Raw genomic sequence first — 22,882 nt, forward strand, 5'->3', positions numbered from 1 at the left:
ACCGACGGCTGCCTGGAGTGCGGCAGCTGCCGCGTCATCTGCACCGAGCACGCCAACGTCGCCTGGGAGTACCCGCGCGGCGGGCACGGCATCCTGTTCAAGTTTGGTTGAAGGAGAAACCATGCCCAAGCCTCAACGCCACGTCTTCGTCTGCAGCCAGCAGCGTCCGCCCGGCCACCCGCGCGGCTCCTGCGCCTCCAAGGGCGCCTCGCCGCTGCTGCAGGCCTTCTGGGGCGAACTCCAGAAGCGACAAGCCTACGACAAGGTCGCCATCACCTACGCCGGCTGCCTGGGCCCATGCGACAACGGCCCCAACGTGCTGGTGTATCCGGAGGGCGTGCTCTACAGCGGCGTGAGCACCGCCGACGTGGTGGAGATCTTCGACAGCCACCTCGAAGGCGGCAAGCCGGTGGAAAGGCTGCTGGCCGAAGCCGGCGCCTGGTGAGCCGGTAACAAGTCACGGCGACGGCGGGCTGCGACGGCGCGTCACGCGCGCTGGCGCAGATCCTGCTAACTCGCAGCGCAGGAATCCAGTCAGTTGGGGAGCCGAAGTATGGAAGCCAACACCAGGGGGCGCTTCGCCAAGGACCGCGTGGCCGTTGCGGTCATGGTGGACCTGGCTTTGCTGTCGCAGCGTGGGCCGGTGCCGCTGGAGAAAATCAGCCAGCGCCAGCGCGTGTCGCCGTATGGCCTGGAGCTGTTGTTCACGCAACTGCGGCGCCACAAGCTGGTGCGCTTCACCCGCGGACGCGAGGGCGGCTACGAGCCAGCGCGCCGGCCCCACGAGATCACGGTGGCCGAGGTGGTGCAGTGCGTCAAGGAGCCGCCGGACCGGCGCAGCACCTTCTGTGCCGAGGGCCGTGTCGGCGACAACGCCGGCAAGTGCCTGACGCAGGAGCTGTGGGCCGGGCTCGACGAGGTGATGCACGGCGTGCTCAGCGCCGTGACCATCCAGGACCTGATCGACCAGGCCCGCCGCCGCGACCACACGGCCGCGATGGCGGCGGTGGAAGCGCTGCCGCTGCGCGCCATGGCGCCGCCGCGCGGCGTGATGCCCAAGGCGCTGTCCGTGGCCCGGAGCGAGGCGCCCTTGCGCCTGCTCTCCGAAAGCCTGGCATGAACCTGGCGACGGACGACTTCACCCTGTTCGGGCTGCCCCAGCGCTTCACGCTGGAGCGCGCGGCGGTGGACGAGCGCTGGCGCGCGCTGCAGGCCCGCATGCATCCCGACAACGTGGCCAGCGCCAACGCCGCCGAGCAGCAGGCCGCCACGCAGTGGGCCATGCGCATCAACGAGGCGCGCGACCGGCTGCGCAACCCGGTGCAGCGCGCCTTCGTGCTGTGCGAGCTGCGCGGTGTGCCCATGGACGCGCAGTCCGCCCGCAACGCGGTGCCCATGGCTTTCCTGATGCGGCAGATGGGCTGGCGCGAGACGCTGGACGAAGCACGCGACGCCGCGACGGTGGAGCGCCTGGATGCCGAGGTGGCCGCGCACGAGCGCGAGACGCTGGAGCTGCTGCGCGTGCTGCTCGACGAGAAGAACGACACCGCCGCGGCCGCGCAGCAGGCCTGGGTGCTGACCTACCTCGTGCGGCTGCGCGAAGCCATCGACGAACGGCTGCAGGCGCTGGAAGCCTGAGAACGCCGGTGCCTGACAGGAGACCTCGCCCATGGCGCATCTGCGCTTCTACGAAAAGCCCGGTTGCGGCGGCAACGCCCGGCAGCGGGCGCTGCTCGAAGCCGCCGGCCACACGCTGGAGCGGCGCGACCTGCTGGCCGAGCCCTGGACGCGCGAGCGGCTGCTGCAGTTCCTCGCGCCGCTGCCGGTGGCGTCGTGGTTCAACCGCGCCGCGCCGCGCGTCAAGAGCGGCGAGATCGTGCCCGAAGGGCTCGATGCCGAAGCCGCGCTGGCCGCGCTGCTGGCCGAGCCGCTGCTGATCCGCCGCCCCCTGATGGAACGCGAGGACGGCATGCGCCTGGTGGGCTTCGAGACCGCCGAGGTCGAGCGCTTCGTGGGCCTGGACGCCAGGCCCGGCACGCCCGCCTCGCTGGAGGGATGCGCCGCCGCGGCGCAGCCCGAGAAGAAGACGCATTGCGCCACTTCCTGAAGCCCGCAGCCTCTCGCCTTTTCCATTCCATCCACGACGGCCCGCCGGCACCCCGGCGGGCCGTCGCCGTTTGGGCAACGCAAGAGCGGCGATTGACCGCCGCGGGCTGGCATGGGACCTGCAATACTTTGCGTAATAAAGCTGAGTTCATTACGATTGTCGCCAATGTAGGAAACCCTCCTACTTGGCGGCGGGCGTGGCGGGCGCAGCGGCAGACCGTTCCGTTCCAACCCGATGAGCCTTCAGGAGAGATCCTTATGAAATTCCTTCGCCGCCTCGCCGCCGTGGTCGCGCTGGCCGCCGTGCCGCTGCTGGCCAGCGCCCAGCAGCTCACCGTCTCCGCCGCCGCAAGCCTCACCGACGCCTTCCGCGAGATCGGCACGCGCTTCGAGGCCCGCAAGCCCGGCGCCACCGTGCGCTTCAACTTCGCCGCTTCAGGCGTGCTGATCCAGCAGATTGTGCAGGGCGCGCCGGTGGACGTGTTCGTCAGCGCCGACCAGGAGACCATGGACCGCGGCGTGAAGGAGAAGGTGCTGGACGCCTCGACCCGGCGCGACTTCGCCAGCAACACGCTGGTCATGATCGCGCCGCTGCAGGGCGCGCCCGCGCTGTCCAAGGTGGGCGACCTGGCGGCCCCCGAGGTCAAGCGCATCGCCGTGGGCAAGCTGGCCACCGTGCCGGTGGGCCGCTACACCAAGCAGGCGCTGGACACGGCCAAGCTGTGGGAGACGCTGCAGCCCAAGCTCGTGTTCGCCGACAACGTGCGCCAGGTGCTGGACTACGTCGCGCGCGGCGAGGTGGAAGCCGGCTTCGTCTACCGCACCGACGCCGAGCTGATGAAGGACAAGGTGCGCGTTGTGCTCACCATCGGCCACCATGCGCCGGTGACCTACCCGGCCGCCGTGGTCAGCGACAGCAAGCAGCCCGCGCTGGCGCGCGAGTTCGTGGGCTTCCTGTTCACGCCCGAAGCCCAGGGCATCCTGGCGCGCTACGGCTTCGGCGTCGGCAAGCCTTGAATTTCGAGGCCACGCATGCCGGCCGAGGCGGGCCGGCGTGCGGCGGCCTTTACCAGACCTTGACCAGGTCGATGCGCCGCAGCCCCTGCACGTAGCGCGGCCCGGTGGCCACGTCATGGCGCGAGAAGAGCACGAAGTGGCCCTTGTCGTCGGGCAGCGGCGCGCCGCCCGGGGCATAGGCCACCACGATGCCGCGGCCCAGCGGCGAGTTGAAGATCTCGCCCCAGGAGTACAGCGCCCGGTAGCCCCCGCGGCCCTCGGCGATGACGGCCATGCGCTTGAAGTCCACGCGCTGCTCGAAGTCCGGCTGGGCGCGCATGAGCACGTCGCCCAGGAACACGCCGCGCACCGGCGGCAGCACGCCGTGCGAGCCGTCCCAGGTGCAGATCACGTCGAAGTCCTGCACCAGCGCGCCGTCCATCCCGTCGAGCACGGACGCGTCCAGCTCCAGCGGCTTGAGTACGCAGCCGCCGACCAGCACCGAGGTGGCCAGTGCCTCCGGCGCCGCGTCGGGCAGCGGGACGTCCTTGGCGCACGAGTCGAGGATGGGATAGGACATGGCAGGCTCCTGCGGGAGGTACATCGGCAGGCCGGGATGCGGCGGCCTGGGCCATGCATCGGGGCGGAAGGTCACGAGACGGTGCGCTGATTATCCCGGCCGCTCTTCCGAAGAGCCGGCGGCACGATGCACCTTCACGCCGGCGTCACGCAACGGGCGTGCCAATTGCACGGGAAAAGGCCTTGCGCACCGCGGGCCAGAATGCGCGGTTGCCTCAACCGCTCCTGCCCATGCCCGACGTCAGCCTGCTCTCCGGAGAGCTCAAGCTGGCCGGTCGGCTCGATGCCCGCTTCTTCGCCCTGCTGGAAGCCATCGAAGCCACCGGCTCCATCAACCGCGCCGCCGCCACCGCCGGCTACAGCTACCGCGGCGCCTGGCTGGTGCTGGACGCGGCGGCCAACCTGGCGACGCAGCCGCTGGTGGAGCGCACGGTGGGCGGCGCGCGTGGCGGCGGATCCAGGCTCACGCCCACGGCGCACGCGCTGCTGGCCGCCTGGCGCCAGCTGCAGGCGGCGCACCGCGACTTCCTTTACGCCCAGGAGGAGTGGCTGCTGCGCCAGCCGGCGCTGTCCGGCGTGCTCAAGCGGCTGTCCATCCGGGCCAGCGCGCGCAACCAGTTCAGCGGCACGCTCACGGCGGTGGAGATCGGGCCGGCCACGGCGCAGGCCTCGCTGTGCCTGGCCGGGGGCCAGGAGATCACTGCCACCATGACCTCCAGCGCGGCGCGCGAGCTGCAGGCGGAGGTCGGCAAGGAGGCCATCGCCATGATCAGCGCCTCGGCCGTGACCCTGGTGACGGACTTCGCCGGCTACCGGCTCTCGGCGCGCAACCAGCTCGCCGGCACGGTGTCGCAGATCGAGCGGGGCCAGGTGTCGTCGCTGGTGTACCTGACGCTGCCCGGCGGCACGGCCATCACGGCCTCGTCGAGCAACGAGGCCCTGGACGCGCTGGAGCTGGCGGTGGGCCAGCCCGCTACCGCCGTGTTCAAGGCCTACGCGGTGATGCTGGCGCTGCCGGCGGAAGCAGCGGCGGCCTGACGCCGAGCCGTCCGCCGGGCGCTGCTCCCGCCGCATGGCGCGCAGCTTGCATAGTCGATATAAAGCGTGCTACTTAACGCCTGGCCGGCGTTGACGCACACCCTGCGGGGCAGGGCGTGGCGCGCCGCGGCACGGGGCCGCACCGGGGAAAGCTTCGAGCGCCCCGCCGGTCCCGCCCCTCTTCGACCGTGTGAGGTTTGTAGCCAATGTCGGAAGTCCTGCAGCAGTTCGATGGCCAGCCCCTGGCGCTGACCTTGCGCGTGGCCTTCGTCGCCACGGCGCTGGCGCTGGTGCTGGGCGTGGCGCTGGGCTGGGTGTTTGCGCGCACGCGGCTGCCCGGGCGCGGCGTACTGGAGGCGGTGTGCATGCTGCCGCTGGTGCTGCCGCCAACGGTGCTGGGCTACGGCATCCTGCTGCTCATGGGGCGGCACGGCGCGCTGGGCCACTGGTTGAGGACGCATCTCGACTACACCATCATCTTCAACTGGCATGGCGCGGTGGTGGCCTCGACGCTGGTGGCGCTGCCGCTGGTGCTCAAGGCGGCCAGCACTGCCTTCGGCCAGGTGGACCGCAACCTGGAGGCCGCGGCGCGCACGCTGCGCCAGTCGCGCTGGAGCGTATTCCTGCGCGTGACGCTACCGCTGGCCTGGCCCGGCATCCTGGCCGGCACGCTGCTGGCCTTCGCCCGCGCCATGGGCGAGTTCGGCGCCTCGCTGATGGTGGCGGGCTCCATCCGCGGCCAGACGCAGACCGCTTCCATGGCGATCTACGACGCCGTGCAGTCCGGCCAGGATGACGCGGCGCTGCTGCTGGCGCTGCTGATCTCGGCCGTTTCGGTGGCCGTGCTGGTGGCCTCCAACCGCTTTCTCGCCCCGCGCTGACGCACGGCTCCCGGACTCCCGCTCCACATGCCCATGATCGACATCGCCATCCAGCTCTCGGTCAGCGACGGCCTGCGCCGTTTCGACCTCGACGTGCGTTTCGCCAGCGAGGCGCCGGTGGTGGCGCTGTACGGCCCCTCGGGCGCCGGCAAGTCGCTCACGCTGCAGGCCATGGCCGGGCTGCTGCACCCCAGCGCCGGGCACGTACGCGTCGGCGAGCGCACCTGGCTCGACACCCGCGCCGGCATCGACGTCCCAGCCGAGGCGCGTGGCGTGGGCTACCTGTTCCAGCACTACGCGCTGTTTCCACACCTGAGCGTGCGCGAGAACGTGGCCTTCGGGCTCACCACGTGGCGTCGGCGCCTGCCGGCCGCCGACGCGCGCCGGGTGGACGAGCTGCTCGAAGCCTTCGGCCTCGCGGCGCTGGCACACAGCCGCCCGCGCACGCTCTCCGGCGGCCAGCAGCAGCGCGTGGCGCTGGCGCGGGCACTGGCCTGCAACCCGCAGGTGCTGCTGCTGGACGAGCCCTTCGCGGCGCTCAACCCCATGCTGCGCCACCAGTTGCGCGAGGAACTGGCCGCCGTGCGCCGGCGCTGGGGCATCCCGGCGGTGATGATCACGCACGACATGGAGGACGTGCTGGCGCTGGCCAACGTGGCCTACCTCATCGAAAGCGGACGCGCGGTGCGCGCCGTGGACCTGGACCGGGTGCAAAGCCACGAGCTGGCGCAGCAGTCGCTGCAGGCCGAGCCGCCGCGCCCGCCGCGCGCCGAGGAGGCCCGGCTGCGCGCGCTGCTGGCCACGTCCGACGCCGCCTGATGCCGGCGCTGCCCGACGGCACGGCTCATGCATTGTGCATTTACGTACATAACGGATGTACGCTTTCTCCCCACCACTCGCCGCTTGAGCGTTCCCAGCCATGAAGACTTCAGCCCGCAACCAGTTTCCCGGCACCGTCACCGCCGTTGACAAGGGTCCCGTGACATCCCAGGTGACGATCCGCACTGCCAGCGGTGCGGAGATCACCGCGTCCATGACCTCAGCCGCCGCCGACCGCCTGGGCGTGAGCGTGGGCCAGGAGGCCATCGCGCTGGTCAAGTCCTCCGAGGTGGTGCTGGTGACGGACTTCGCCGGCTACAAGCTGTCGGCCCGCAACCAGCTGGCCGGCACCATCGCCGCGCTGCAGAAGGGCGCCGCGGTGTCGCTGGTCAGCGTTGCGCTGCCCGGTGGCGGCTCGGTCACCTCCAGCGTCACCAACGCCGCGGTCGATGCGCTGGGCCTGACCGTGGGCCAGGCCGCGACGGCCACCTTCAAGGCCTACGCCGTGATGGTGGCCGTCAAGGCCTGAGCTCGCTGACGGGCCCGGGGACCCCGTCCTCGGCAGCCTCGGCAGCCGCCAGGAGCCGGACGAAGCGCCGCGCGGCCTGCCGGGCCTGCTGCTGCGCATGCCCGGTGGCGCTCAGGCCGTCGGCCACGTTCAACAGCCCGGAGCGTCCGCTGTACACCAGCGCCGCCATCCGGTCCTCCTGCCGCGGCGCCAGGGCTTCCAGCTCGACGTCCAGCCCGCCGCGCGACACCGCGCCGATGAGCAGCACCGTCGCGGCGGCGTTGAGCAGCGGCTGCGCCAGCGTCACCCCGGTGATCACCGCACGCACCCGCGGCGCCTGGTCGTCGCCCGGCTCGGCCACGCCCAGTCCGGCCGCCTCCACCTCCAGCTTTAGGCCCTGCACCAGCGCCTCGCGCAGCGCCTGCGCCTGCGACGGCTCGATCGCCACCCCGGCCGCGAACACCACCGCCTCCGCATCGATGCGCAAGCGGCGCGGCGTCCACTGCGGCGCGCGCCAGGCCAGCGTGCCATCCGCCTGCCGCTCCAGCCCGGCGACGTCGCCCAGCGCCTTGGGCCTGGGCGGCGCGCCCAGGGTGGCGCAACCGGCCAGCCCCAGGAAGGCGGCAAACAGGCAAAGGGCGCGCCGCGCGTGTCGGTACGCGTCGCTTCTGAAGGTCACGGACATGGCAGGCAACTCCTGTAAAGCTCAAGATGCGGCCATCTTGGACAGGAGCCCTGCGGCGGAACAGAGCCGGCGGTGCAGAGGGCCATGCAGCCATGCAGAGCGCCCCGGAAGCCCCCGCACGGCTGCGCGCTCAACCGCTGGAGCGCGGCGGCCCGAAGTGCTCGCCAAGCGCCGCCACCAGATGGTCGAAGACGGCGCGGATGCGCGGGTTGCAGTGCAGGTCGTCGTTGGCCGCCACCCACACCGGCAGCGTGGGCAGATCGCCCGGACGGTCCAGGCGCAGCAGCTCCGGCGTGCGCGCGGCCAGCCAGGCCTGGCACAGCCCGATGCCGGCGCCGGCCCGCAGCGCCGCGACCTGCACCAGGTAGGTGTCGCTGCGCAGGCGCACGCTGCCGCGCAGCAGCCGGATGCCGTGCGCCGCCGCATCGCGCAGCGTGTGCTCGGCGTTCTCCACGCCGATGACGGTGTGCCCCGCCCAGTCGGCAGGCGTCTCGGGGCGGCCATGGCGGGCCACGTAGTCGCGATGCGCGTACAGGCCCAGCTCCACCTCGGCCGCCTTGACGGCGATGGCTTCCGGCTGCGGCGGGCGGGCGATGTGCACGGACACGTCCGCATCGCGGCGCACCAGGTTGCGCTCCACGTCGCTGGCGGCGATCTCCACTTCCAGCTGCGGGTGCTGCTGCAGCAGCGGCGTGAGGATCGCCGGCAGCAGCTCCACCGCGAAGGTCAGGATGCAGGCCACGCGCACCGTGCCGGCCAGGCCGGGCGCCTGCCGGGCGATCGACTCGGACAGCCCGACCACCGCCTGCTCCACGGCCCGCGCGCGCTCGAACAGCCCCTGCGCATAGGCCGTGGCGCGCAAGCCGTCGGGGCGGCGCTCGAACAGCAGCTCGCCCACTTGCTGCTCCAGGCTGCGCATCTGGCGTCCCACCGTGGGCTGCGCCAGGCCCAGCCGCCGCGCCGCCTGGGCGAAGGAGCCGCCCTCCACGACGGCGATGAAGGTGCGCCACAGCGACCAGTCGATCTGGGAAGGCGAGGCAGCTTCGCCGTGGCTCTCGGGCATGCGGGACGGACCAGTTTGGTTGAGGAAAGCAACAGTCTAGAGGGCACCGTGCCCGGCACGCGGTGTGCATGGCTCAGCGCGCTTGCGCGCCACGCGACCCTGCCGTTGCGAGGCACTACCGCCACCGCCCCACGACCACTGCCACCCATGCCCGCTCCTTCAGCCGTCCCGTTTCCCCTGTCCCGGCGCTGCCCCACGCCGTTCGGCCGCGATGCCGCATGGGGGCGCGCGTGAGTCCGCGCCGCCCCCTGGATGACGCCGCGCTGCGCGCCCTGCTGCTGGAGGACGCGCCCCACGGCGACCTGACCTCCGAGTCGCTGCCGCTGGCGGGCGAGGGTGTCTTGAGCTTCATGGCTCGCGGCGACATGTTGCTCAGCGGCGTGGAGGAGGCGGCGCGGCTGTTCGAGCTGGCCGGCGCCACGGCCCGGGTGCTGCACGCCTCGGGCGAACGCGCCGGCGCCGGCGAACTGCTGCTGGAGGCACAGGGCCGCCCCGACGCGCTGCTGCTGGCGTGGAAGGCGGCGCAGACGCTGGTGGAGAGCATGTCCGGCATCGCCAGCGCCGTGCGGCGCATCCTGGACGCGCTGCACGAGGCCGGCAGCACCGTGCCGCTGGCCTGCACGCGCAAGAACTTCCCCGGCACGCGCACCTTCACGGCCCGCGCGGTGAAGGACGGCGGCGGCGTGATGCACCGCCTGGGCCTGTCGGAAAGCCTGCTGGTGTTCCCCGAGCACCTGCTGTTCCTCGACCCCGGCAGCCGCCACGCCGCGCTGGCCGAGCTGCGCCGGCGCCAGCCGGAGAAGCGCCTGGTGGTGGAGGTGGGCTCGGCCGAGGAGGCGCTGGCCGCGGCCGAGGCCGGCGCGGACGTGCTGCAGCTCGAACGCTTCACGCCAGAAGCCCTGGCCGCCCTGCGCGCGACGCTGGTCGAGCGCGGCCTGCAGGTGAAGCTCGCGCCCGCGGGCGGCGTGAACGCCGCCAACGCCGTGGCCTATGCCCGCGCCGGCGCGGACCTGCTGGTGAGCTCCGCCCCGTACTGGGCGCCGCCAGCGGACGTGAAGGTGGCGTTCCGCCGCGGCGGCGCAGCCTGAATCACAGCCCCAGCTCTTCCTCGCGCACCACCACCGCGGGCTGGTTGTCCACGCGCGGCGCGCAGGACTCCAGCCGCTCGATGCAGTCCACCTGCAGCAGCCAGCGGCCCGAGTGCAGCCGCCAGGCAATGCATAACGCAAGGCGCACGCCAGCAGTGGCCTGGAGCATTCCCGGCGCTGGGAGCGTGCCCGCCGGAGCGCGGGATGGAACGGAACAGGACAGCTGCCGCGCCTGGGGCTGCGTCATAGACGCGACGCCGCTTGTTGGGTTTGTCGCCTACCGGACAAGCTTTTGCGCTTCAAGCGGTGGATCCGCCGGGGAATCGGGGCTGGCACAACTCTCGCAATGACCGGTCCAGGACCCGGGGCCGCCGCCTGAACAGCGGTTGCCCTCTCACCCACCCAACCTGCACCAAGAGGAGTCTCACCATGGCCTACAAGATCATCGCTTCCCAGTGCTCCGGCTGCTCCGCCTGCGAGGCCGAGTGCCCGAACAACGCCATCCGCGAGAAGGGCGGCACGTTCATCATCGACCCGGCCAAGTGCACCGAGTGCGAAGGCCACTTCGACTCGGCCCAGTGCGTGGCCGTGTGCCCGGTGGACGGCTGCATCAAGAAGGTCTGACGCGAGGGAGCCCGCCATGATCGACCTGCGCGAACCGAAGTATCCCTGGGGCCTGGAAGTGCGGGCCACCGTGGATCTCTACAACGACGGCAGCCTGCCCGACATCCCCGAAGACCTGCTGCTGGTCGTCGCCGGCGGTCCAGGCGAGATCGTGCAGGTCGGGCGCCACGGCGAAGCCAACGTGCCCATCTACATGGTGGACTTCGGCGTGTGCGTGCTGGGCTGCCTCGAAGAGGAGATCGAGCCCATGCGCAGCGCCAAGCCGGCACCGCTGCTGGCGGCCGCATGAGCCCGAGGCCCGCGCCACGACCTCGCACGGCCGGCACGCGCCGGCCGTTGCCCCGGCAACCGCGCGCGGGCCGCTGACCGGAGCCCTCCACCATGAGCAGCACTGCCACCGTCTACCTGGACCACAACGCCACCACGCGCCCGGTGCCCGAAGCGGTGGCGGCGATGGTGCAGGCGCTGCAGCAGGACTGGGCCAACCCCTCGTCCACCCACGGCCCCGGCCAGGACGCGCGGCGGCTGCTGGCGCACGCGCGCGGCCGTGTTGCGGCCTTCCTGGGCTGCAGCGTGGCGGAGCTGGTCTTCACCAGCGGCGCCACCGAGGCCAACCACATGGCGGTGCTGGGCGCGGTCAAGGCCAGTGGCCGCGACCGCGACCGCGTGCTGATGTCCGCCGTCGAGCACCCGGGCCTGCAGGCGCTGGCGCAGCGCCTGCAGGGCGAGGGCGTGAAGGTGGACCTCATTCCCGTGGACGCGCAGGGCCGCCTCAGCCTGGCGGCGGCGCGTTCGCTCATTGCCGACAACGTGGCGCTCGTCAGCGTGATGGGCGCCAACAACGAGACCGGCGTGCTCATGCCCGTGGCCGAGGTCGCGGCGCTGGCGCGCGCGGCCGGCGCCAGGATGCACGTGGACGCCACGCAGCTGGCGGGCAAGGCGGCGCTGGGCTTCGCCGCCAGCGGCGCGGATTTGATGTCCTTCTCCGCCCACAAGCTCGGCGGCCCCAAGGGTGTCGGCGCGCTGGTGGTGCGCAAGGGGCTCGCCCTCCCGCCGCTGCTCTCGGGCCGCCAGGAGCGCGTGCGCCGCGGCGGCACCGAGAACGTACCCGGCATCGCCGGATTCGCCGCGGCGTGCGACCGCGCCGCCGCGACGCTGCCGGCCGACATCGAGCACATGGGCGCGCTGCGCCGGCGGCTGGAGGACGCCCTGTCGGCGCTGCCCGGCGTGCACGTCTACGGCCGGGAGGCCGAGCGGCTGTGCAACACGCTGTGCCTGCGCTTCGGCAGCCTCGACGCCGAGCAGGTGCTGATGAAGCTGCAGCGCGCGGGCATCGTGGCCTCCTCCGGCGCGGCCTGCAGCGCCGGCGGCACGCAGCCCTCGCACGTGCTGCTGGCCATGGGCGAAAGCGAGCTCAACGCCAAGGCCGGCGTGCGGCTGTCGCTGGGCCCGGAAACCACCGCCGCGGAGATCGACGCCACGATCGCCGCGGCCACAGAACACCTCTTGCCGCTGCTGGCCCAGGCCGAAGCGCAGCCTGTTTCCTTAGGAGTCTCGTGATGAAAGTGATGATGCGCAAAGACCAGAAGGGCATCCTCTCGGCCTACGTGCCGAAGAAGGACCTCGAAGAGCCCGTGGTGTCGCAGGAGAAGGAGGGCCTGTGGGGCGGCACCGTCACGCTGGCCAACGGCTGGGTGCTGTCGCTGCCGGAGATGCCCGCGGGCACCTCGCTGCCCATCACCGTCGAGGCCAAGCGGCTGTCGGGAGACTGAGCATGGACGCCGCGCTGCTCCAGGAGGCGCTGGGCGTGGCCGACGCCGCCGACACCGTGCGCCAGGCGGCCACGGCCCTGCGCGAACGTTTCGCGCCGCTGCGCGTGATCGTGGTGGACGCGATGGACATGCGCCACGAGACGCCCGCGGCCACCGGCACGCGGCGCGTGCTCTACCTCGGCGCCAGCGACGGCCACTGCTGGACCGTCACCACCGACCCGGCGCAGGCCGCGGGCTTCTACCTCGTCGACAAGGCGGCCGCATGAACGCAGTACCCGACACCGACTACGGCCTCTCCGACGAGGAGGAGCTGCTGCTGTCCGACCCCGACATGAGCGAGGTCGAGATCAAGCTGGTGACGGCGGCGCTGGGCGAGCCCCGGCTGTCGGCCGGCCGCATGGTGCAGCACTTCGAGAACGCCTTCGCCCGCTGGGTCGGCCGCAAGCACGCGGTGGCCGTCTCCAGCGGCACCGTGGGCGCGTGGCTGGCGCTGCGCGCGCTGGACATCGGCCCGGGCGACGAGGTCATCGCCTCGCCCTACAGCTGGCACCAGGTAGCGCACGCGGTGGAGCTCACCGGCGCGCGCGTGGTGTTCTCCGACATCAACTACTGGTCCGGCTGCCTGGACCCGGTGCGCGCGGCCGACAAGATCACGCCCGCCACCAAGGCCATCCTGGCCGGCAACGCCAACGGCCACCCGGCCGCCTGGGACGAGTTCCGCAAGCTGGCGGACGCGCAGGGCGTCTGGCTGATCGAGGACTCCACCGAGGCCCTGGGCTCGCGGCTGCAGGGCCAGCTCGTGGGCAGCTTCGGCGACCTCTCGGTCTTCGACTTCTCTCAGCCCTCGGCGCTGTGCTGCGGCGAGGGCGGCATGGTCGTCACCGACGACGACGCGCTGGCCTCGGAGCTGCGCTACCTGCGCTCGCGCTCGCTCAAGGACCGGCGCTCCATCTCGGTGGGCTCGCGCGTGCCGCTGCAGGCGCTCATGAGCGAGATCACCGCCGCGCTGGGCGCGGGGCAGCTCGGCCGCATCGACCGCATCCTGGAGAAGCGCAAGGCGGTGGAGGCCAACTACCTGCTGGAGATGCAGTCCTTCGAAGGCGTCAAGCCGCCCTACGTGGCGCCGGGCGTGGACGAGGTGCACTGGATGCTCTACGTGGTGCACCTGGGCAAGCGCTTCACCGCCAGCGCCTGCAACGACATCCTGGAAGACCTGGAGACCGAGCTGATCGAGGCGGTCATGTACTGCATGCCGCTGCACCAGCAGTTCCACTACATGCAGCAGGGCTGGAAGCGCGGCGACCTGCCGCTGACCGAGCGCATCGCCGACCGCGCGCTGGCGCTGCCGTTGCACACGCACCTGTCGGCCGGGCACGTGAAGTTCATCGTCAAGACGCTCAAGGACTCGTCCATCAACGTGGGCGCGGGGGCGGCGATTTATTTGTGAGTGTGAGGCGGCGTCGATGGCCGGCACGGAGGCCTTCCTGATTCGTCATTCCCGCGCAGGTGGGAATCCAGGTGGTCCCCAAGCAGGCCGAAGCGAACGAGGCAGGAAACACGGCATGGCTGAGGTCGTGTTGCCGACATCGCAGCTCGCGCTCCGGCGTGGGGCCGCCTGGATCCCCGCCTGCGCGGGGATGACGAAGTAGAGGGCGGACCGCGCCAGCTCTCGGGCAGCGAGCGCCCCAACTGTTGCCGTGCAGCGATGTACCTGCTGCACGGGCGTGACGAGACCGTTATTTCTGGAGAGACCCATGACCTATGCCACCGTCCAAGAAGTGCCCACCGCCGTCATCGAGGGCCTGGCCGCCGGCACCCTGGCGCCCTACCTGGGCCCGGGCATGCTGTCGCTGTGCGAGGGCACGCTGCCGCCGGCCGATCCGCTGGCGCTGGCCGCGGTGCTCACCGCCAAGGTGTCGGTGCCGGGCAAGATCAAGAACCGCCTCACCGCCGCGGCGCAGTTCATCGAGAACTTCAAGCACCGCAAGACGCTGGTCAAGGGCATGGACGAGGCCTACGCCGCCGCGCCCGCGCCGTCGGCGCTGCACCGCTGGATCGCAGCGCTGCCCGCGCCGGTGATCGTGGACTGCTGGTACGACGACACGCTGGGCCAGGCGCTGGCCGCGCGCAGCGACTGGGCCGAGGTGCAGGGACTGGCGCAGAGCGAGCACTTCGGCACCTGGACCGGCTGGTACGACGCCCAGGGCGCCGCCAGCCCCGACCCGATCGCGGCCCAGACCCTCTACTACAAGCCCTGGGGCGGCCGCAGCCCGGCGTCGAACTACCTGGTGTCGGACAGCGACTACGTGGAGGTGCTGACCGAGATCGACATCCAGACGCCCATTCCCGCCGAGGTGCAGCAGCGCCGCGGCTCGCTGGGCTTCGTGTTCCTGGGGTGCCGCTTCAACGACCAGCTCCCGCGCGCCTTCGCGCGCCAGATCATGAAGCGCTCGCAGGGCCCGCACTTCGCGGTGATGGCCGAGGAGCCCACGCGCATGGAAGCGCGCTTCATGGAGGAGCAGGGCATCACGCGCATCGCGCTGCCGCTGGCGGCGGTGGCCGCGGCGCTGACGGCCGGCGCCGCCACCGCGGCCTGACGGAGCACGGCGGTGCTGGACGTCGCGGTCATCGGCGGCGGCTTGTGCGGGCTGGCGCTCGCGCACAGCCTGCAGGCGCGGCGCCTGGACTGGGCGCTGTTCGAGGCGCGTCCCCGGCTGGGCGGGCGCGTCATGACGGTGGCTTCCGGCCGCGGGCTGCCGCTGGACCTGGGGGCGACCTGGTTCTGGCCCGCCACGCAGCCCTCCATCACCCGGCTGGTGGCGGACCTGGGCCTGGCCAGCATCGAGCAGCCCGACGACGGCCGGGTGCTGCTGCTGGACGACCCGAACCGGCCGCCGCGGCTGGTGCCCTTCGACCTGGCGACGGCATCCCTGGGCGACGAGGGCCTGCCGGCGCAGCCGGGCTCGCTGCACGCCGGCGCCCGGCGCCTGGCCGGCGGCATGGGCGCGCTCGTCACGGCGCTGGAGCGCCGCCTGGAGCCGCAGCGGCTGCGGCTGGAACACGCGCTGGAGTCGGTGGCGGACTTCGGCACGCACGTGGAGCTGGAGCTGCGCCACGGCGACACGCTGCACAAGGTGAAGGCGCGGCGCGTGGTGCTGGCGCTGCCGCCGCGGGTGGCGGCGGCGTCGGTGTTCTTCGAGCCGGCGCTGCCGTCGGAGCTGGTGCAGGCGCTGCAAGGCACGCCGACCTGGATGGCCACCGCCGCCAAGGCCACGCTGGCCGGCGAGCGCGCCGCTTGGCGCGAGGCCGGGTACACCGGCAACGCCTGGTCCACGCACGCGCAGGCGGTGCTGGCCGAGGTCTTCGACGCCAGCCCGGCCGAACCGTCGGCCGCCGGCGCGGCACTGGCGGGCTTCGTGGCGCTGGATGCCGACCAGCGCCGGCAGTTCGAGCGCGGCCTGCCCATGCTGGTGGAGAGCCAGGTGGCGATGCTGTTCAGCGCCGAGGCGGCGCAGGGCGAGGTGCTGCTGCAGGACTGGGCGCAGGAGCCCCGGACCTGCACGCCAGCGGACCTGGCCGACGGCGCCAGCGGCGGCCACCCGGCCTACGGCGACGCCCGCCTGCAACTGCCCCAGTGGAGCGGGCGGCTGTGGTTCGCGGGCAGCGAGACCGCGCGCGCCGGCGGCGGCTACCTGGAGGGCGCGCTGGCCGCCGCCGCGCGGGTGCGCCGCCAGATCGACGAGGCCGCAGCCGACGACGTGAACGAGGATGCGCTGCAGCGCTTCACGGCCTGGATGCGCCAGCAGCGCGAGGACTCGCTGCAGCGCTACCGCGCCCAGGTGCACGAGGCACTGTCGCAGCAGCGCGACGCGCAGCTCACGCAGCGGGCGCTGCTAGGCACGCTGGAATCGTTGTACGCCGATGCGCTGGCCGAGCTGCGGCGCCTGCCGCTGGCCACCGCCGGGTTGCCGGTGGAGGCGGGCCGGCACGCGCTCACGCCACGGGTGCTGAAACCCTTCCTGGGCTTGGCCGACGAGCTGCTGGACGAGGCGGTGCGCTTCAACCGCACCTCCTGCGCGCTGTCCAACTTCCCTGACGAACACCAGCCCGACGCGCAGTACGTCAAGGCCATCCGGCGCGACCTGGCGGCGGCGTGGCAGGACTTCGCGCTGCGGGTGAACGAACAGCTGCGCGAACGCGCCGGCTGAACACACCCATTCCCCAATGAATTCCGGACCTCACACCAAGCCGTTCAGGCTGAGCTTGTCGAAGCCCCAAGCGAGCGCCTGCCCTTCGACAGAGCCTGTCCTGAGCTGGTCGAAAGGCTCAGGGCGAACAGCTGAAGTGGTTGCCAGGCACGAGAAACCATGAAGCTCGAACTCGACTGGAGCGCCTACGACGCCTACGGACAAGGCGACGCCTATGCCGCGATTCCCGCCACCGGCGAAGGCTTCGGCAAGGCCGCGGCGCTGTGCATCGGCAGCCGCCAGTGCCAGAAAAAGGCGGCGGACAAGGGCGTGATGTGCCCGAGCTTCCGCATCACGGGCGAGGACCAGCACAGCACGCGCGGACGCGCCGCCGTGCTGCGCGAGGCGTTGGACGGCAAGCTCGGCGGCACGCCCTTCCAGCAGGCGCAGCTCGCCGACGCGATGGCGCTGTGCGTGGCCTGCAAGGGCTGCAAGCGCGAATGCCCCAACGGCGTGGACATGGCCGCGCTGCGCGCCGAGACGCTGGCGCAGCGCTGGCGCCGGCAGCCGCCGCCGCTGCGCACGTGGCTCTTCGCCCGTCTGCCGCGCTGGCTGCCGCATCTGCAGCGCCTGCGCCCGCTGCTGGCGCTGCGCGACAAGCTGCCCGGCGCCGCCTGGGCCGGCGAGCGGCTGCTGGGCATCGCCGCGCGGCGCCGGCTGCCGCGGCTGGCGGCGCAGAGCTTCCTGTCGAATCCACCCGCGCGGATGGAGCCCGCGGAGCCGCTGCGCGAGGTGGTGCTGCTGGTGGACTGCTTCTCCAACCACCTGGAGCCCAACATCGCGCGCGCCGCGCTGGACGTGCTGCAGGCCGCGCGCTACCGCGTGCACCTGCTGCAGCCCACGGACAGCAGCGCGCCGCTGTGCTGCGGGCGCACGGCCTGGTCGGCGGGGCTGGTCGACGAGGCGCGCGAACACGCGCGGCGCCTGGTGGCGGCGCTGGCGCCGCACCTGGCCGCGGGGCGCCCGGTGATCGGGCTGGAGCCTTCGTGCCTGAGCATGCTGCGCGACGAAGTGGGCATGCTAGGGCTGGACGCGGAGGCGGTGCAGGCGCTGATGAAGCAGTCGCTGATGCTGGAGGAGTTCCTGGCGCGCGAACTCGACGCCAAGCGCCTGGTGCTGCCCGTGAAGCCGCTGGCCGGCGCCGCGCCCACGCGCGTGCACGTGCACGGACACTGCCACCAGAAGGCGCACGGCACGCTCAAGGCGCTGCGCAAGCTGCTGGGCAAGATGCCGGGGCTGCAGGTGGAGTGGATCGAGTCGAGCTGCTGCGGCATGGCCGGCAGCTTCGGCTACGAGGCGGAGCACTACGGGCACTCGATGGCGATGGCGGAGCTGTCGCTGCTGCCGGCGGTGCGCGCGGCGGCGCCGGAGGACTTGATCCTGGCCAGCGGCACGAGCTGCCGCCAGCAGATCCGCGACGGCGCCGGGCGCGAGTCGCTGCACCTGGCAGAGCTGCTGCAGGCGGCGCTGACGGTGCTGCCCACGGCGGTGCCGCCTTCCCGCGCACCGCTGCCGGCGGCCCCGCGGCCGCCCGCGCCGGCCGCGGCGCCTGAGCCGCGGTCCGAGACGGTGTCCCAGCCGTGAGGGTCAAGAAGGTGGCGCCTCGTCGCATGCGTGGCGTGCTCCGCTGCGCGATGTTCAGGGCGCAAAGCCCCATTTCCGACACCGAGGCGGCCGTTGCCGCCGCACCCCAGGAAGGCTGAGCCGACCCATGTACCACCGCTCGCTCTACGACATCGTGATGGACACCGGCCGCTCCGTGCAGGAGCTCACGCACGAGATGCAGGGCGAGGACGAACTCTTCGCCAGCACGCTGACGCTGCGGGCGGTGGAGGCACAGCTGCTGATCATGGCCCACACCCTGGGCAACGTGACCCCGGCGCTGCACAGCCGGCTGCTGCAGGTGGACTGGAGCGGCTGGGCCGCGCTGCACGACAAGCTGCGCCGCGGGGTGCAGCCGCGCCGCGAGGAGATCTGGTACGCCGTCAACGCACTGGTGCCGCAGACCATGACGCTGCTGGCCGAGCTGCGGCGCAAGCAGCCGGTGTGGTTCGAGGTCGGCTACTGAGCCCGGCCCGGCTGCCGCCGTTCATTCGCACAACCCCATCGCAGGACGACCACCCATGAGCGCCACCGCGGAAGCCACCCCGCTTTCCGACCTGGAGTACCGCCAGAAGACCCACGCCATCCTCGCCGGCATCGAGGCGACGGTGGACGCGTGGCTGGAAGCGGACGAGATCGACATCGACACCCGCCGCAGCGGCGGGCTGCTGGAGCTGGTGTTTCCGAACCGCACCCACATCGTGCTCAACACGCAGCCGCCGCTGCAGGAGCTGTGGATGGCGGCCAAGAGCGGCGGTTTCCATTACCGCCATGTCGAAGGGCGCTGGGTGGACCGGGAGGGCCGGGAATTCTTCGCGGCGCTTTCCGAATGCGCCAGCGAGCAGGCGGGCCGGCCATTGAAGTTCTCGCCGGCTTCCTGAATTTCCAGCGCCTCGTCTCACCGGAAATCACGCCATGGCCATCATTCCCCGAGCACGATCGTGATCGCCGAGATGATCACGCACGATTACGTCTGGCATGGCGCGGGCGCGACCTGCGACGAGGCGCGGGAGGCGCTTCTGTCCGCGTGGGCCACGCACCGCAAGGAAGTGCTGGATAAATTCCCGCAGCTCGAAGCCAAATTGCCGGAAGCCGGAAAAATGCAGTCGCATTTCAAGATCCGCTACCGCGAGTATGAGCGCGGCGGCGGCTACAGGAGCGACGAGCGGCTGGTGTAGTTTCGACGTCAGTTATCGGCCAGCCGGGAACGCAGGCCGTCGAAGCCGGCCTTGTAGATGCCGGCGACGATTTCGCGGGCCTTGGCATCGTCCACCTCGGCCGAGCGCACGGCATGGAAGTCGCTTTTCCACACCACGCGGCTGCCCTGGCCGGCCGGCTCGACATGGAGCACGGACACGTAGCCGCTCACCGGCAGCGGAGATTCCACAATCTCATAGCGCATGCGCAGCCGGCGCCCCTCGTAGTTTTTCAGTTTCTCGACGATCACCGCGCCATCCTTGGTCTTGACACTGCGCACCGCGCCCATCTGATTGTCCTTGCCTTGGACGAGCGTGGTTTCGGCAACGACCGGGTGCCAGCCAAGGCTGGAGAATCTACCGATGATTTTCCACACCGCGGCAGGCGGTGCGTCGAAAGTGGCCGATTCCTCGACGTGCAGCGCCGTCGCGGCTGTTGCGGCCATCGGCAGCAGGCCGAAAACGGAACCCGCGGCCAGGGCCAGCCCGGCCAGAATGAAATTGCGCTTCATGATTTTCCTCCGCTGGTTTTGGATTGCATTGCGGGCGGATTCTAGGAAGCGCGCCGAATCCAAGGGCCGCGATTCATTCAGGCAGGCAGGCTGCCGCCGCGGCGGCGGGCAAATTGCCCGGTCCGCGTGGCCGTGAGCCGCCGTGAACCACGGCTGCGCCACGCAGGCGCTTTCAGCGTCAGGGCACCGGAATGTTTCAGGCCATCACATCGACCCAAGCCGCGGTCCTGGCACCGGCCGCAGCGCCCTGGCCCCCGCCACCGCCAGCAGCACGGCGAACACCACTACCGTCATGAGCCCGGCCGTGAGCGAGCGGTGCTGGGCGATGAAGCCGATCACCGGCGGCCCGGCCATGAAGCCCAGGTAGCCCAACGACGACACCACCGCGATGCCGTTGGCGGCCGGCACGCCCGGCAGCCGCGACGCGGCGGCGAAGAGCACCGGGATCACGTTCGCCAGCCCCAGCCCCACCAGCGCGAAGCACACCAGCGCCAGCACCGGGTGCCGCCCGGCCAGCGCCACGGCCATGCCGGCAGCGGCCAGCAGCGCGCTGCCGGCCATGAGCCGATGCGCCGGCCAGCGCGCGCGGGCCGCATCGCCCACCAGCCGCGCCAGGCCCATCGCCACCGAGAAGCTCGCATAGGCCAGGGCCGACAACGCCGGCTCGCTGCCCAGCTCGCGCTGCATGTAGAGCACGCTCCAGTCGTACATCGCGCCTTCGGCCACCAGCCCGATCGCCGCCAGGGCACCCAGCATCCACAGCGCGCCACGCCCGCGGCCCGCGCCGAAATGCCGGCTCTCCGAAGCCGCCGGGGCGGCGGACATGTCGGGCAGCGCCGGCCGCGTCGCCCACCACACCGCCGCCACGGCTGCCACGCCGGTGAGCACCAAGTGCAGCACCGGCGGCGCCTGCACGCGCAGCAGTGCGCTGCCGAAGGCCGCGCCCGCCATGCCGCCGAAGCTGAAGAGGGCGTGGAAGCGGCTCATCAGCCGCCGGCCGCTGGCCGCCTCCAGCGCCGCGCCGCCGGCGTTCATCGCCACGTCGTACACGCTGCCGGCGGCGCCGAAGACGCACATGGTCGCCAGCAGTAGCACCCAGGAGCCGCTGGCCAGCAGCGCCATCACCGTCAGGGCGGCCACCAGGCCGGTGAGACAGGCCACCCGCTGCGGCCCCCAGCGGCCGACCCAGCGCCCGGCAAAGGCCAGCCCGCACAGCGCACCCACGCCGGCAGCCAGCATCGTCAGCGCCAGGCGCTGCTCGTCCAGGTCGTAATGCGCTCGCACCGTGGGCACGTGCACGCCCCAGGTGGCAAACAGGAAACCGCTGATGAAGAACTGCAGGCGCACGGCCCACACGGGCCGGTCAAGGGAAAAGGGCATGCGTGCTCGGGATCGAAACTGAAGCGGAAGGCGCGGCCGGGCGGCGGCACGAAGCAACCGGGCCGGCAAGTGCCGCGCCCGTGAGCGCCGCAGTGTGCGCGTTTGCCGCCCAGAACCGTCGGCCACAATCCCGTCCATGGACGCCGACACTTCCACCCTGCTGCGCCGCCTGCTCGCCGAGCGGCCTGTCGCCGCGCTGGCCACGCTGCACCGTGAAGAGCCCGCCGTCTCCATGGCGCCCTTCGTGCTGCCCGCGGGCGACACGCGGCTCTACATCCACGTCAGCGGCCTGGCCATGCACACGCGCGACATGCTCGAGCACCCGCGCGTGAGCCTGCTGGTGACGGCGGAGGCCGGAGGCGAATGGCCGGCACAGGCCCTGCCGCGCGTGTCGCTGCAGGCCGATGCGGCGCCGCTGGAGCGCGAGAGCGAGGCCTACGCGGCGACGCGCGCACAGTACCTGGCCCGCTTCCCGGACACGGCCCCGATCTTCGAGCTGGGCGACTTCCGCCTGTTCGCGCTGCAGCCCGTGTCGGCACGGCTGATCGCGGGCTTCGGCCGCGCCTACAGCCTGGTGGGCGCGGAGCTGGACGCCTGGCTGCGCGCCGGCGCCTGAACGCGGAGCGCGAAACGTGAGCAGGACGCTGCGCATCGAACCGCTGGGCCGCACCGTGGCGGTGGAAGAGGGCACCACGCTGCTGGAAGCGGCACTGGCGCAGGGCATCAAACTGCGCAGCAGCTGCCGCAACGGCACCTGCCGCGAATGCATCGCCCAGCTCACCGAGGGCCGGGTGCGCTACCGCATCGAGTGGCCGGGACTCTCGCCCGACGAAAAGGCCGAGGGCTTCACCTTGCCTTGCGTCGCGCTGGCGGAGACCGACGTGGTGCTGCTGCAGCCGCGAGCAGAGCTGAAGGACTGAGCCCCCTGCCGGTAGGCGCGGCCGCAGCTGCGTTCAATGCGGCCGCAACTCATCGAATGCCGCAGCCATCTCCTCGGCCGGCACCTCGTCGAGCGCTGCGCCGGCGAACACGTCCTCGCCGTCGAGCCAGCGTGCCTCGCAATGCTCGTCGTCGAGCGCGATGAGCAGTGCGCGGTTGAGCTCGTACACGCTCCAGGCCAGACCGGCATCCCGCAGCGAGGACTGCATGGCGTTCTGCACCAGCGAGCGCACGCGGCGGTGGCCCTCGCTGTAGGGCACCTGCAGCGCCCGTCCGGCCGCGGCCTCGATACAAGCCTTGAGGTCGTGCGACGCATGCCCGCGGCAGGCCAGCGGACGCACCGGGTAGATCACGCAGGCGCCCTGCGCGATGAAGGGGCAGCGCTGGCGCAGCGCCACGCGCTCCCGCTCCGCCAGGCCGGCGGTCCGGGCATCGGCCTCGCGCAGCCCGGCCACGAGGTCCACGCCGCGCTCCAGCAGCCGCGGCGTCACGGCGCGCAGGAAGCGCGCCACCAGCAGCACCTCGGGCGCGGTGGCACCCACACGCAGCGTGCAGCAAGTGGCACAGCCGCGCCCGCAAGCCAGCGGCGGCTCGTCCTCGCACTGGATGGCGACGTTGCCCGCAAAACTATCGAAGGCCTGGCTCAGCAGCGCGTCGAGCACGACCGGCGTGCGCCCGCGCTCGGCCAGCGTGGTGTCGAAGGCACGGTGCAGCGCCTGGAAAAATTCGCGTGATGGGTGCATGGTGTGAGCAAAGGTAGTGACATGGCTGCGTTCGCAACTTGAGCCAGCTCAAGGCTGCGTCGCGCACAACTCTTGCAACAGGGGCGCAAGGGAACGGCGTGCGG

General features: G+C 71.9%; 31 protein-coding genes and 1 pseudogene. 25 read left to right on the top strand and 7 right to left on the bottom strand.

What is annotated here, in order from left to right; all coding sequences use genetic code 11:
• The 6 genes and pseudogenes from H537_RS55645 to modA form a co-directional block, all read left to right on the top strand.
• Positions 1-111, top strand: a pseudogene (locus tag H537_RS55645) (ferredoxin family protein); the annotation flags it as partial.
• Positions 112-121: 10 nt separating this feature from the next.
• A complete protein-coding gene (locus tag H537_RS0115190; protein ID WP_028998588.1) occupies positions 122-445 on the top strand; it encodes a (2Fe-2S) ferredoxin domain-containing protein in 324 nt (107 codons plus the stop codon).
• A gap of 108 nt (positions 446-553) precedes the next feature.
• On the top strand, positions 554-1,120 hold the full coding sequence (locus H537_RS43260) for an Rrf2 family transcriptional regulator (protein WP_051242690.1): 567 nt from the start codon (positions 554-556) through the stop codon (positions 1,118-1,120).
• Positions 1,117-1,638 (top strand): Fe-S protein assembly co-chaperone HscB, encoded by a 522-nt coding sequence (gene hscB / locus H537_RS0115200; RefSeq protein WP_028998589.1) that lies wholly within the window; start codon positions 1,117-1,119, stop codon positions 1,636-1,638. The genes H537_RS43260 and hscB overlap by 4 nt, the downstream gene beginning before the upstream one ends.
• A 31-nt stretch (positions 1,639-1,669) precedes the next feature.
• Positions 1,670-2,107, top strand: coding sequence for an ArsC/Spx/MgsR family protein (locus H537_RS0115205; RefSeq protein WP_028998590.1), 438 nt, complete (start codon positions 1,670-1,672; stop codon positions 2,105-2,107).
• A gap of 257 nt (positions 2,108-2,364) precedes the next feature.
• Entirely contained in the window at positions 2,365-3,123 is a 759-nt protein-coding gene (gene modA / locus H537_RS0115210) for a molybdate ABC transporter substrate-binding protein (RefSeq protein WP_028998591.1), read from the top strand.
• 49 nt (positions 3,124-3,172) lie between these two features.
• Here modA and H537_RS0115215 read toward each other — a convergent pair whose 3' ends face one another.
• Positions 3,173-3,682 carry a hypothetical protein gene (locus tag H537_RS0115215; RefSeq protein WP_156901737.1) on the bottom strand — a complete coding sequence of 170 codons (510 nt, stop codon included), beginning with the start codon at positions 3,680-3,682 and terminating at the stop codon, positions 3,173-3,175.
• A 209-nt stretch (positions 3,683-3,891) separates the two neighbouring features.
• Here H537_RS0115215 and H537_RS50360 point away from each other — a divergent pair, with 209 nt between their 5' ends.
• From H537_RS50360 to H537_RS0115235, 4 genes are all read left to right on the top strand, one after another.
• Entirely contained in the window at positions 3,892-4,719 is an 828-nt protein-coding gene (locus tag H537_RS50360; RefSeq protein WP_310733018.1) for a TOBE domain-containing protein, read from the top strand.
• A gap of 206 nt (positions 4,720-4,925) precedes the next feature.
• Entirely contained in the window at positions 4,926-5,600 is a 675-nt protein-coding gene (gene modB / locus H537_RS0115225) for a molybdate ABC transporter permease subunit (RefSeq protein ID WP_028998594.1), read from the top strand.
• Positions 5,601-5,633: 33 nt separating this feature from the next.
• Positions 5,634-6,419 (top strand): ABC transporter ATP-binding protein, encoded by a 786-nt coding sequence (locus H537_RS0115230; protein ID WP_028998595.1) that lies wholly within the window; start codon positions 5,634-5,636, stop codon positions 6,417-6,419.
• 100 nt (positions 6,420-6,519) lie between these two features.
• Entirely contained in the window at positions 6,520-6,948 is a 429-nt protein-coding gene (locus H537_RS0115235) for a TOBE domain-containing protein (protein ID WP_028998596.1), read from the top strand.
• Here H537_RS0115235 and H537_RS0115240 read toward each other — a convergent pair.
• A complete protein-coding gene (locus H537_RS0115240) occupies positions 6,938-7,612 on the bottom strand; it encodes a DUF3313 family protein (protein WP_028998597.1) in 675 nt (224 codons plus the stop codon). The two genes, H537_RS0115235 and H537_RS0115240, sit on opposite strands and share 11 nt — an antisense overlap.
• 130 nt (positions 7,613-7,742) lie before the next feature.
• Positions 7,743-8,675, bottom strand: a complete 933-nt coding sequence (locus H537_RS0115245) for a LysR family transcriptional regulator (RefSeq protein ID WP_051242692.1) — start codon at positions 8,673-8,675, stop codon at positions 7,743-7,745.
• Positions 8,676-8,905: 230 nt separating this feature from the next.
• Between H537_RS0115245 and modD the strand changes: the two genes are divergently transcribed.
• The gene (gene modD, locus H537_RS0115250) at positions 8,906-9,763 is read left to right on the top strand and encodes a ModD protein (RefSeq protein ID WP_028998599.1); all 858 of its coding nucleotides are present in this window, start codon (positions 8,906-8,908) and stop codon (positions 9,761-9,763) included.
• A gap of 1 nt (position 9,764) precedes the next feature.
• On the opposite strand, the gene H537_RS52900 is transcribed toward modD, so the two are convergent.
• Positions 9,765-9,911: a hypothetical protein gene (locus tag H537_RS52900; protein ID WP_169517010.1), complete on the bottom strand. Its 147-nt coding sequence runs from the start codon at positions 9,909-9,911 to the stop codon at positions 9,765-9,767.
• A gap of 281 nt (positions 9,912-10,192) precedes the next feature.
• Here H537_RS52900 and H537_RS0115260 point away from each other — a divergent pair, with 281 nt between their 5' ends.
• The 12 genes from H537_RS0115260 to H537_RS0115320 all read left to right on the top strand — a co-directional run bounded on the left by H537_RS0115260 (position 10,193) and on the right by H537_RS0115320 (position 19,186).
• Positions 10,193-10,387 carry a 4Fe-4S binding protein gene (locus H537_RS0115260; RefSeq protein WP_028998600.1) on the top strand — a complete coding sequence of 65 codons (195 nt, stop codon included), beginning with the start codon at positions 10,193-10,195 and terminating at the stop codon, positions 10,385-10,387.
• Between the two features lie 16 nt (positions 10,388-10,403).
• Entirely contained in the window at positions 10,404-10,676 is a 273-nt protein-coding gene (locus H537_RS0115265; protein WP_028998601.1) for a nitrogen fixation protein NifZ, read from the top strand.
• 92 nt (positions 10,677-10,768) lie between these two features.
• The gene (locus tag H537_RS0115270) at positions 10,769-11,947 is read left to right on the top strand and encodes a cysteine desulfurase family protein (protein WP_028998602.1); all 1,179 of its coding nucleotides are present in this window, start codon (positions 10,769-10,771) and stop codon (positions 11,945-11,947) included.
• Entirely contained in the window at positions 11,947-12,159 is a 213-nt protein-coding gene (gene nifT, locus H537_RS0115275) for a putative nitrogen fixation protein NifT (protein ID WP_028998603.1), read from the top strand. The genes H537_RS0115270 and nifT overlap by 1 nt, the downstream gene beginning before the upstream one ends.
• A 2-nt stretch (positions 12,160-12,161) precedes the next feature.
• Positions 12,162-12,425: a hypothetical protein gene (locus H537_RS0115280; RefSeq protein ID WP_028998604.1), complete on the top strand. Its 264-nt coding sequence runs from the start codon at positions 12,162-12,164 to the stop codon at positions 12,423-12,425.
• On the top strand, positions 12,422-13,606 hold the full coding sequence (locus H537_RS0115285; RefSeq protein WP_051242693.1) for a DegT/DnrJ/EryC1/StrS family aminotransferase: 1,185 nt from the start codon (positions 12,422-12,424) through the stop codon (positions 13,604-13,606). The genes H537_RS0115280 and H537_RS0115285 overlap by 4 nt, the downstream gene beginning before the upstream one ends.
• 307 nt (positions 13,607-13,913) lie before the next feature.
• Positions 13,914-14,756, top strand: coding sequence for an SIR2 family protein (locus H537_RS0115295; protein WP_043458904.1), 843 nt, complete (start codon positions 13,914-13,916; stop codon positions 14,754-14,756).
• Positions 14,757-14,768: 12 nt separating this feature from the next.
• On the top strand, positions 14,769-16,367 hold the full coding sequence (locus H537_RS43265; protein WP_043458906.1) for a flavin monoamine oxidase family protein: 1,599 nt from the start codon (positions 14,769-14,771) through the stop codon (positions 16,365-16,367).
• Between the two features lie 159 nt (positions 16,368-16,526).
• Positions 16,527-17,990 (top strand): (Fe-S)-binding protein, encoded by a 1,464-nt coding sequence (locus tag H537_RS43270; protein ID WP_064735981.1) that lies wholly within the window; start codon positions 16,527-16,529, stop codon positions 17,988-17,990.
• 127 nt (positions 17,991-18,117) lie between these two features.
• Entirely contained in the window at positions 18,118-18,474 is a 357-nt protein-coding gene (locus H537_RS0115310) for a ribonuclease HepT family protein (RefSeq protein WP_028998607.1), read from the top strand.
• 55 nt (positions 18,475-18,529) lie between these two features.
• Positions 18,530-18,889: an iron donor protein CyaY gene (cyaY, locus tag H537_RS0115315; RefSeq protein ID WP_028998608.1), complete on the top strand. Its 360-nt coding sequence runs from the start codon at positions 18,530-18,532 to the stop codon at positions 18,887-18,889.
• A gap of 60 nt (positions 18,890-18,949) precedes the next feature.
• Positions 18,950-19,186: a hypothetical protein gene (locus H537_RS0115320; RefSeq protein WP_028998609.1), complete on the top strand. Its 237-nt coding sequence runs from the start codon at positions 18,950-18,952 to the stop codon at positions 19,184-19,186.
• Positions 19,187-19,194: 8 nt separating this feature from the next.
• Here H537_RS0115320 and H537_RS0115325 read toward each other — a convergent pair whose 3' ends face one another.
• Both H537_RS0115325 and H537_RS43275 read right to left on the bottom strand, forming a co-directional pair.
• Positions 19,195-19,716, bottom strand: a complete 522-nt coding sequence (locus H537_RS0115325) for an SRPBCC family protein (RefSeq protein WP_051242696.1) — start codon at positions 19,714-19,716, stop codon at positions 19,195-19,197.
• A gap of 204 nt (positions 19,717-19,920) precedes the next feature.
• The gene (locus H537_RS43275) at positions 19,921-21,096 is read right to left on the bottom strand and encodes an MFS transporter (RefSeq protein ID WP_043458907.1); all 1,176 of its coding nucleotides are present in this window, start codon (positions 21,094-21,096) and stop codon (positions 19,921-19,923) included.
• Between the two features lie 136 nt (positions 21,097-21,232).
• On the opposite strand from H537_RS43275, the gene H537_RS43280 reads away from it, so the two are divergent.
• The gene (locus H537_RS43280) at positions 21,233-21,712 is read left to right on the top strand and encodes a HugZ family pyridoxamine 5'-phosphate oxidase (RefSeq protein WP_043458908.1); all 480 of its coding nucleotides are present in this window, start codon (positions 21,233-21,235) and stop codon (positions 21,710-21,712) included.
• Positions 21,713-21,728: 16 nt separating this feature from the next.
• Positions 21,729-22,016: a 2Fe-2S iron-sulfur cluster-binding protein gene (locus tag H537_RS0115340; RefSeq protein WP_043458909.1), complete on the top strand. Its 288-nt coding sequence runs from the start codon at positions 21,729-21,731 to the stop codon at positions 22,014-22,016.
• A 33-nt stretch (positions 22,017-22,049) separates the two neighbouring features.
• Here H537_RS0115340 and H537_RS0115345 read toward each other — a convergent pair whose 3' ends face one another.
• The gene (locus H537_RS0115345) at positions 22,050-22,778 is read right to left on the bottom strand and encodes a YkgJ family cysteine cluster protein (protein WP_028998612.1); all 729 of its coding nucleotides are present in this window, start codon (positions 22,776-22,778) and stop codon (positions 22,050-22,052) included.
• Positions 22,779-22,882: the final 104 nt, after the last annotated feature.

Source organism: Azohydromonas australica DSM 1124 (assembly GCF_000430725.1).
GTDB lineage: Bacteria > Pseudomonadota > Gammaproteobacteria > Burkholderiales > Burkholderiaceae_C > Azohydromonas > Azohydromonas australica.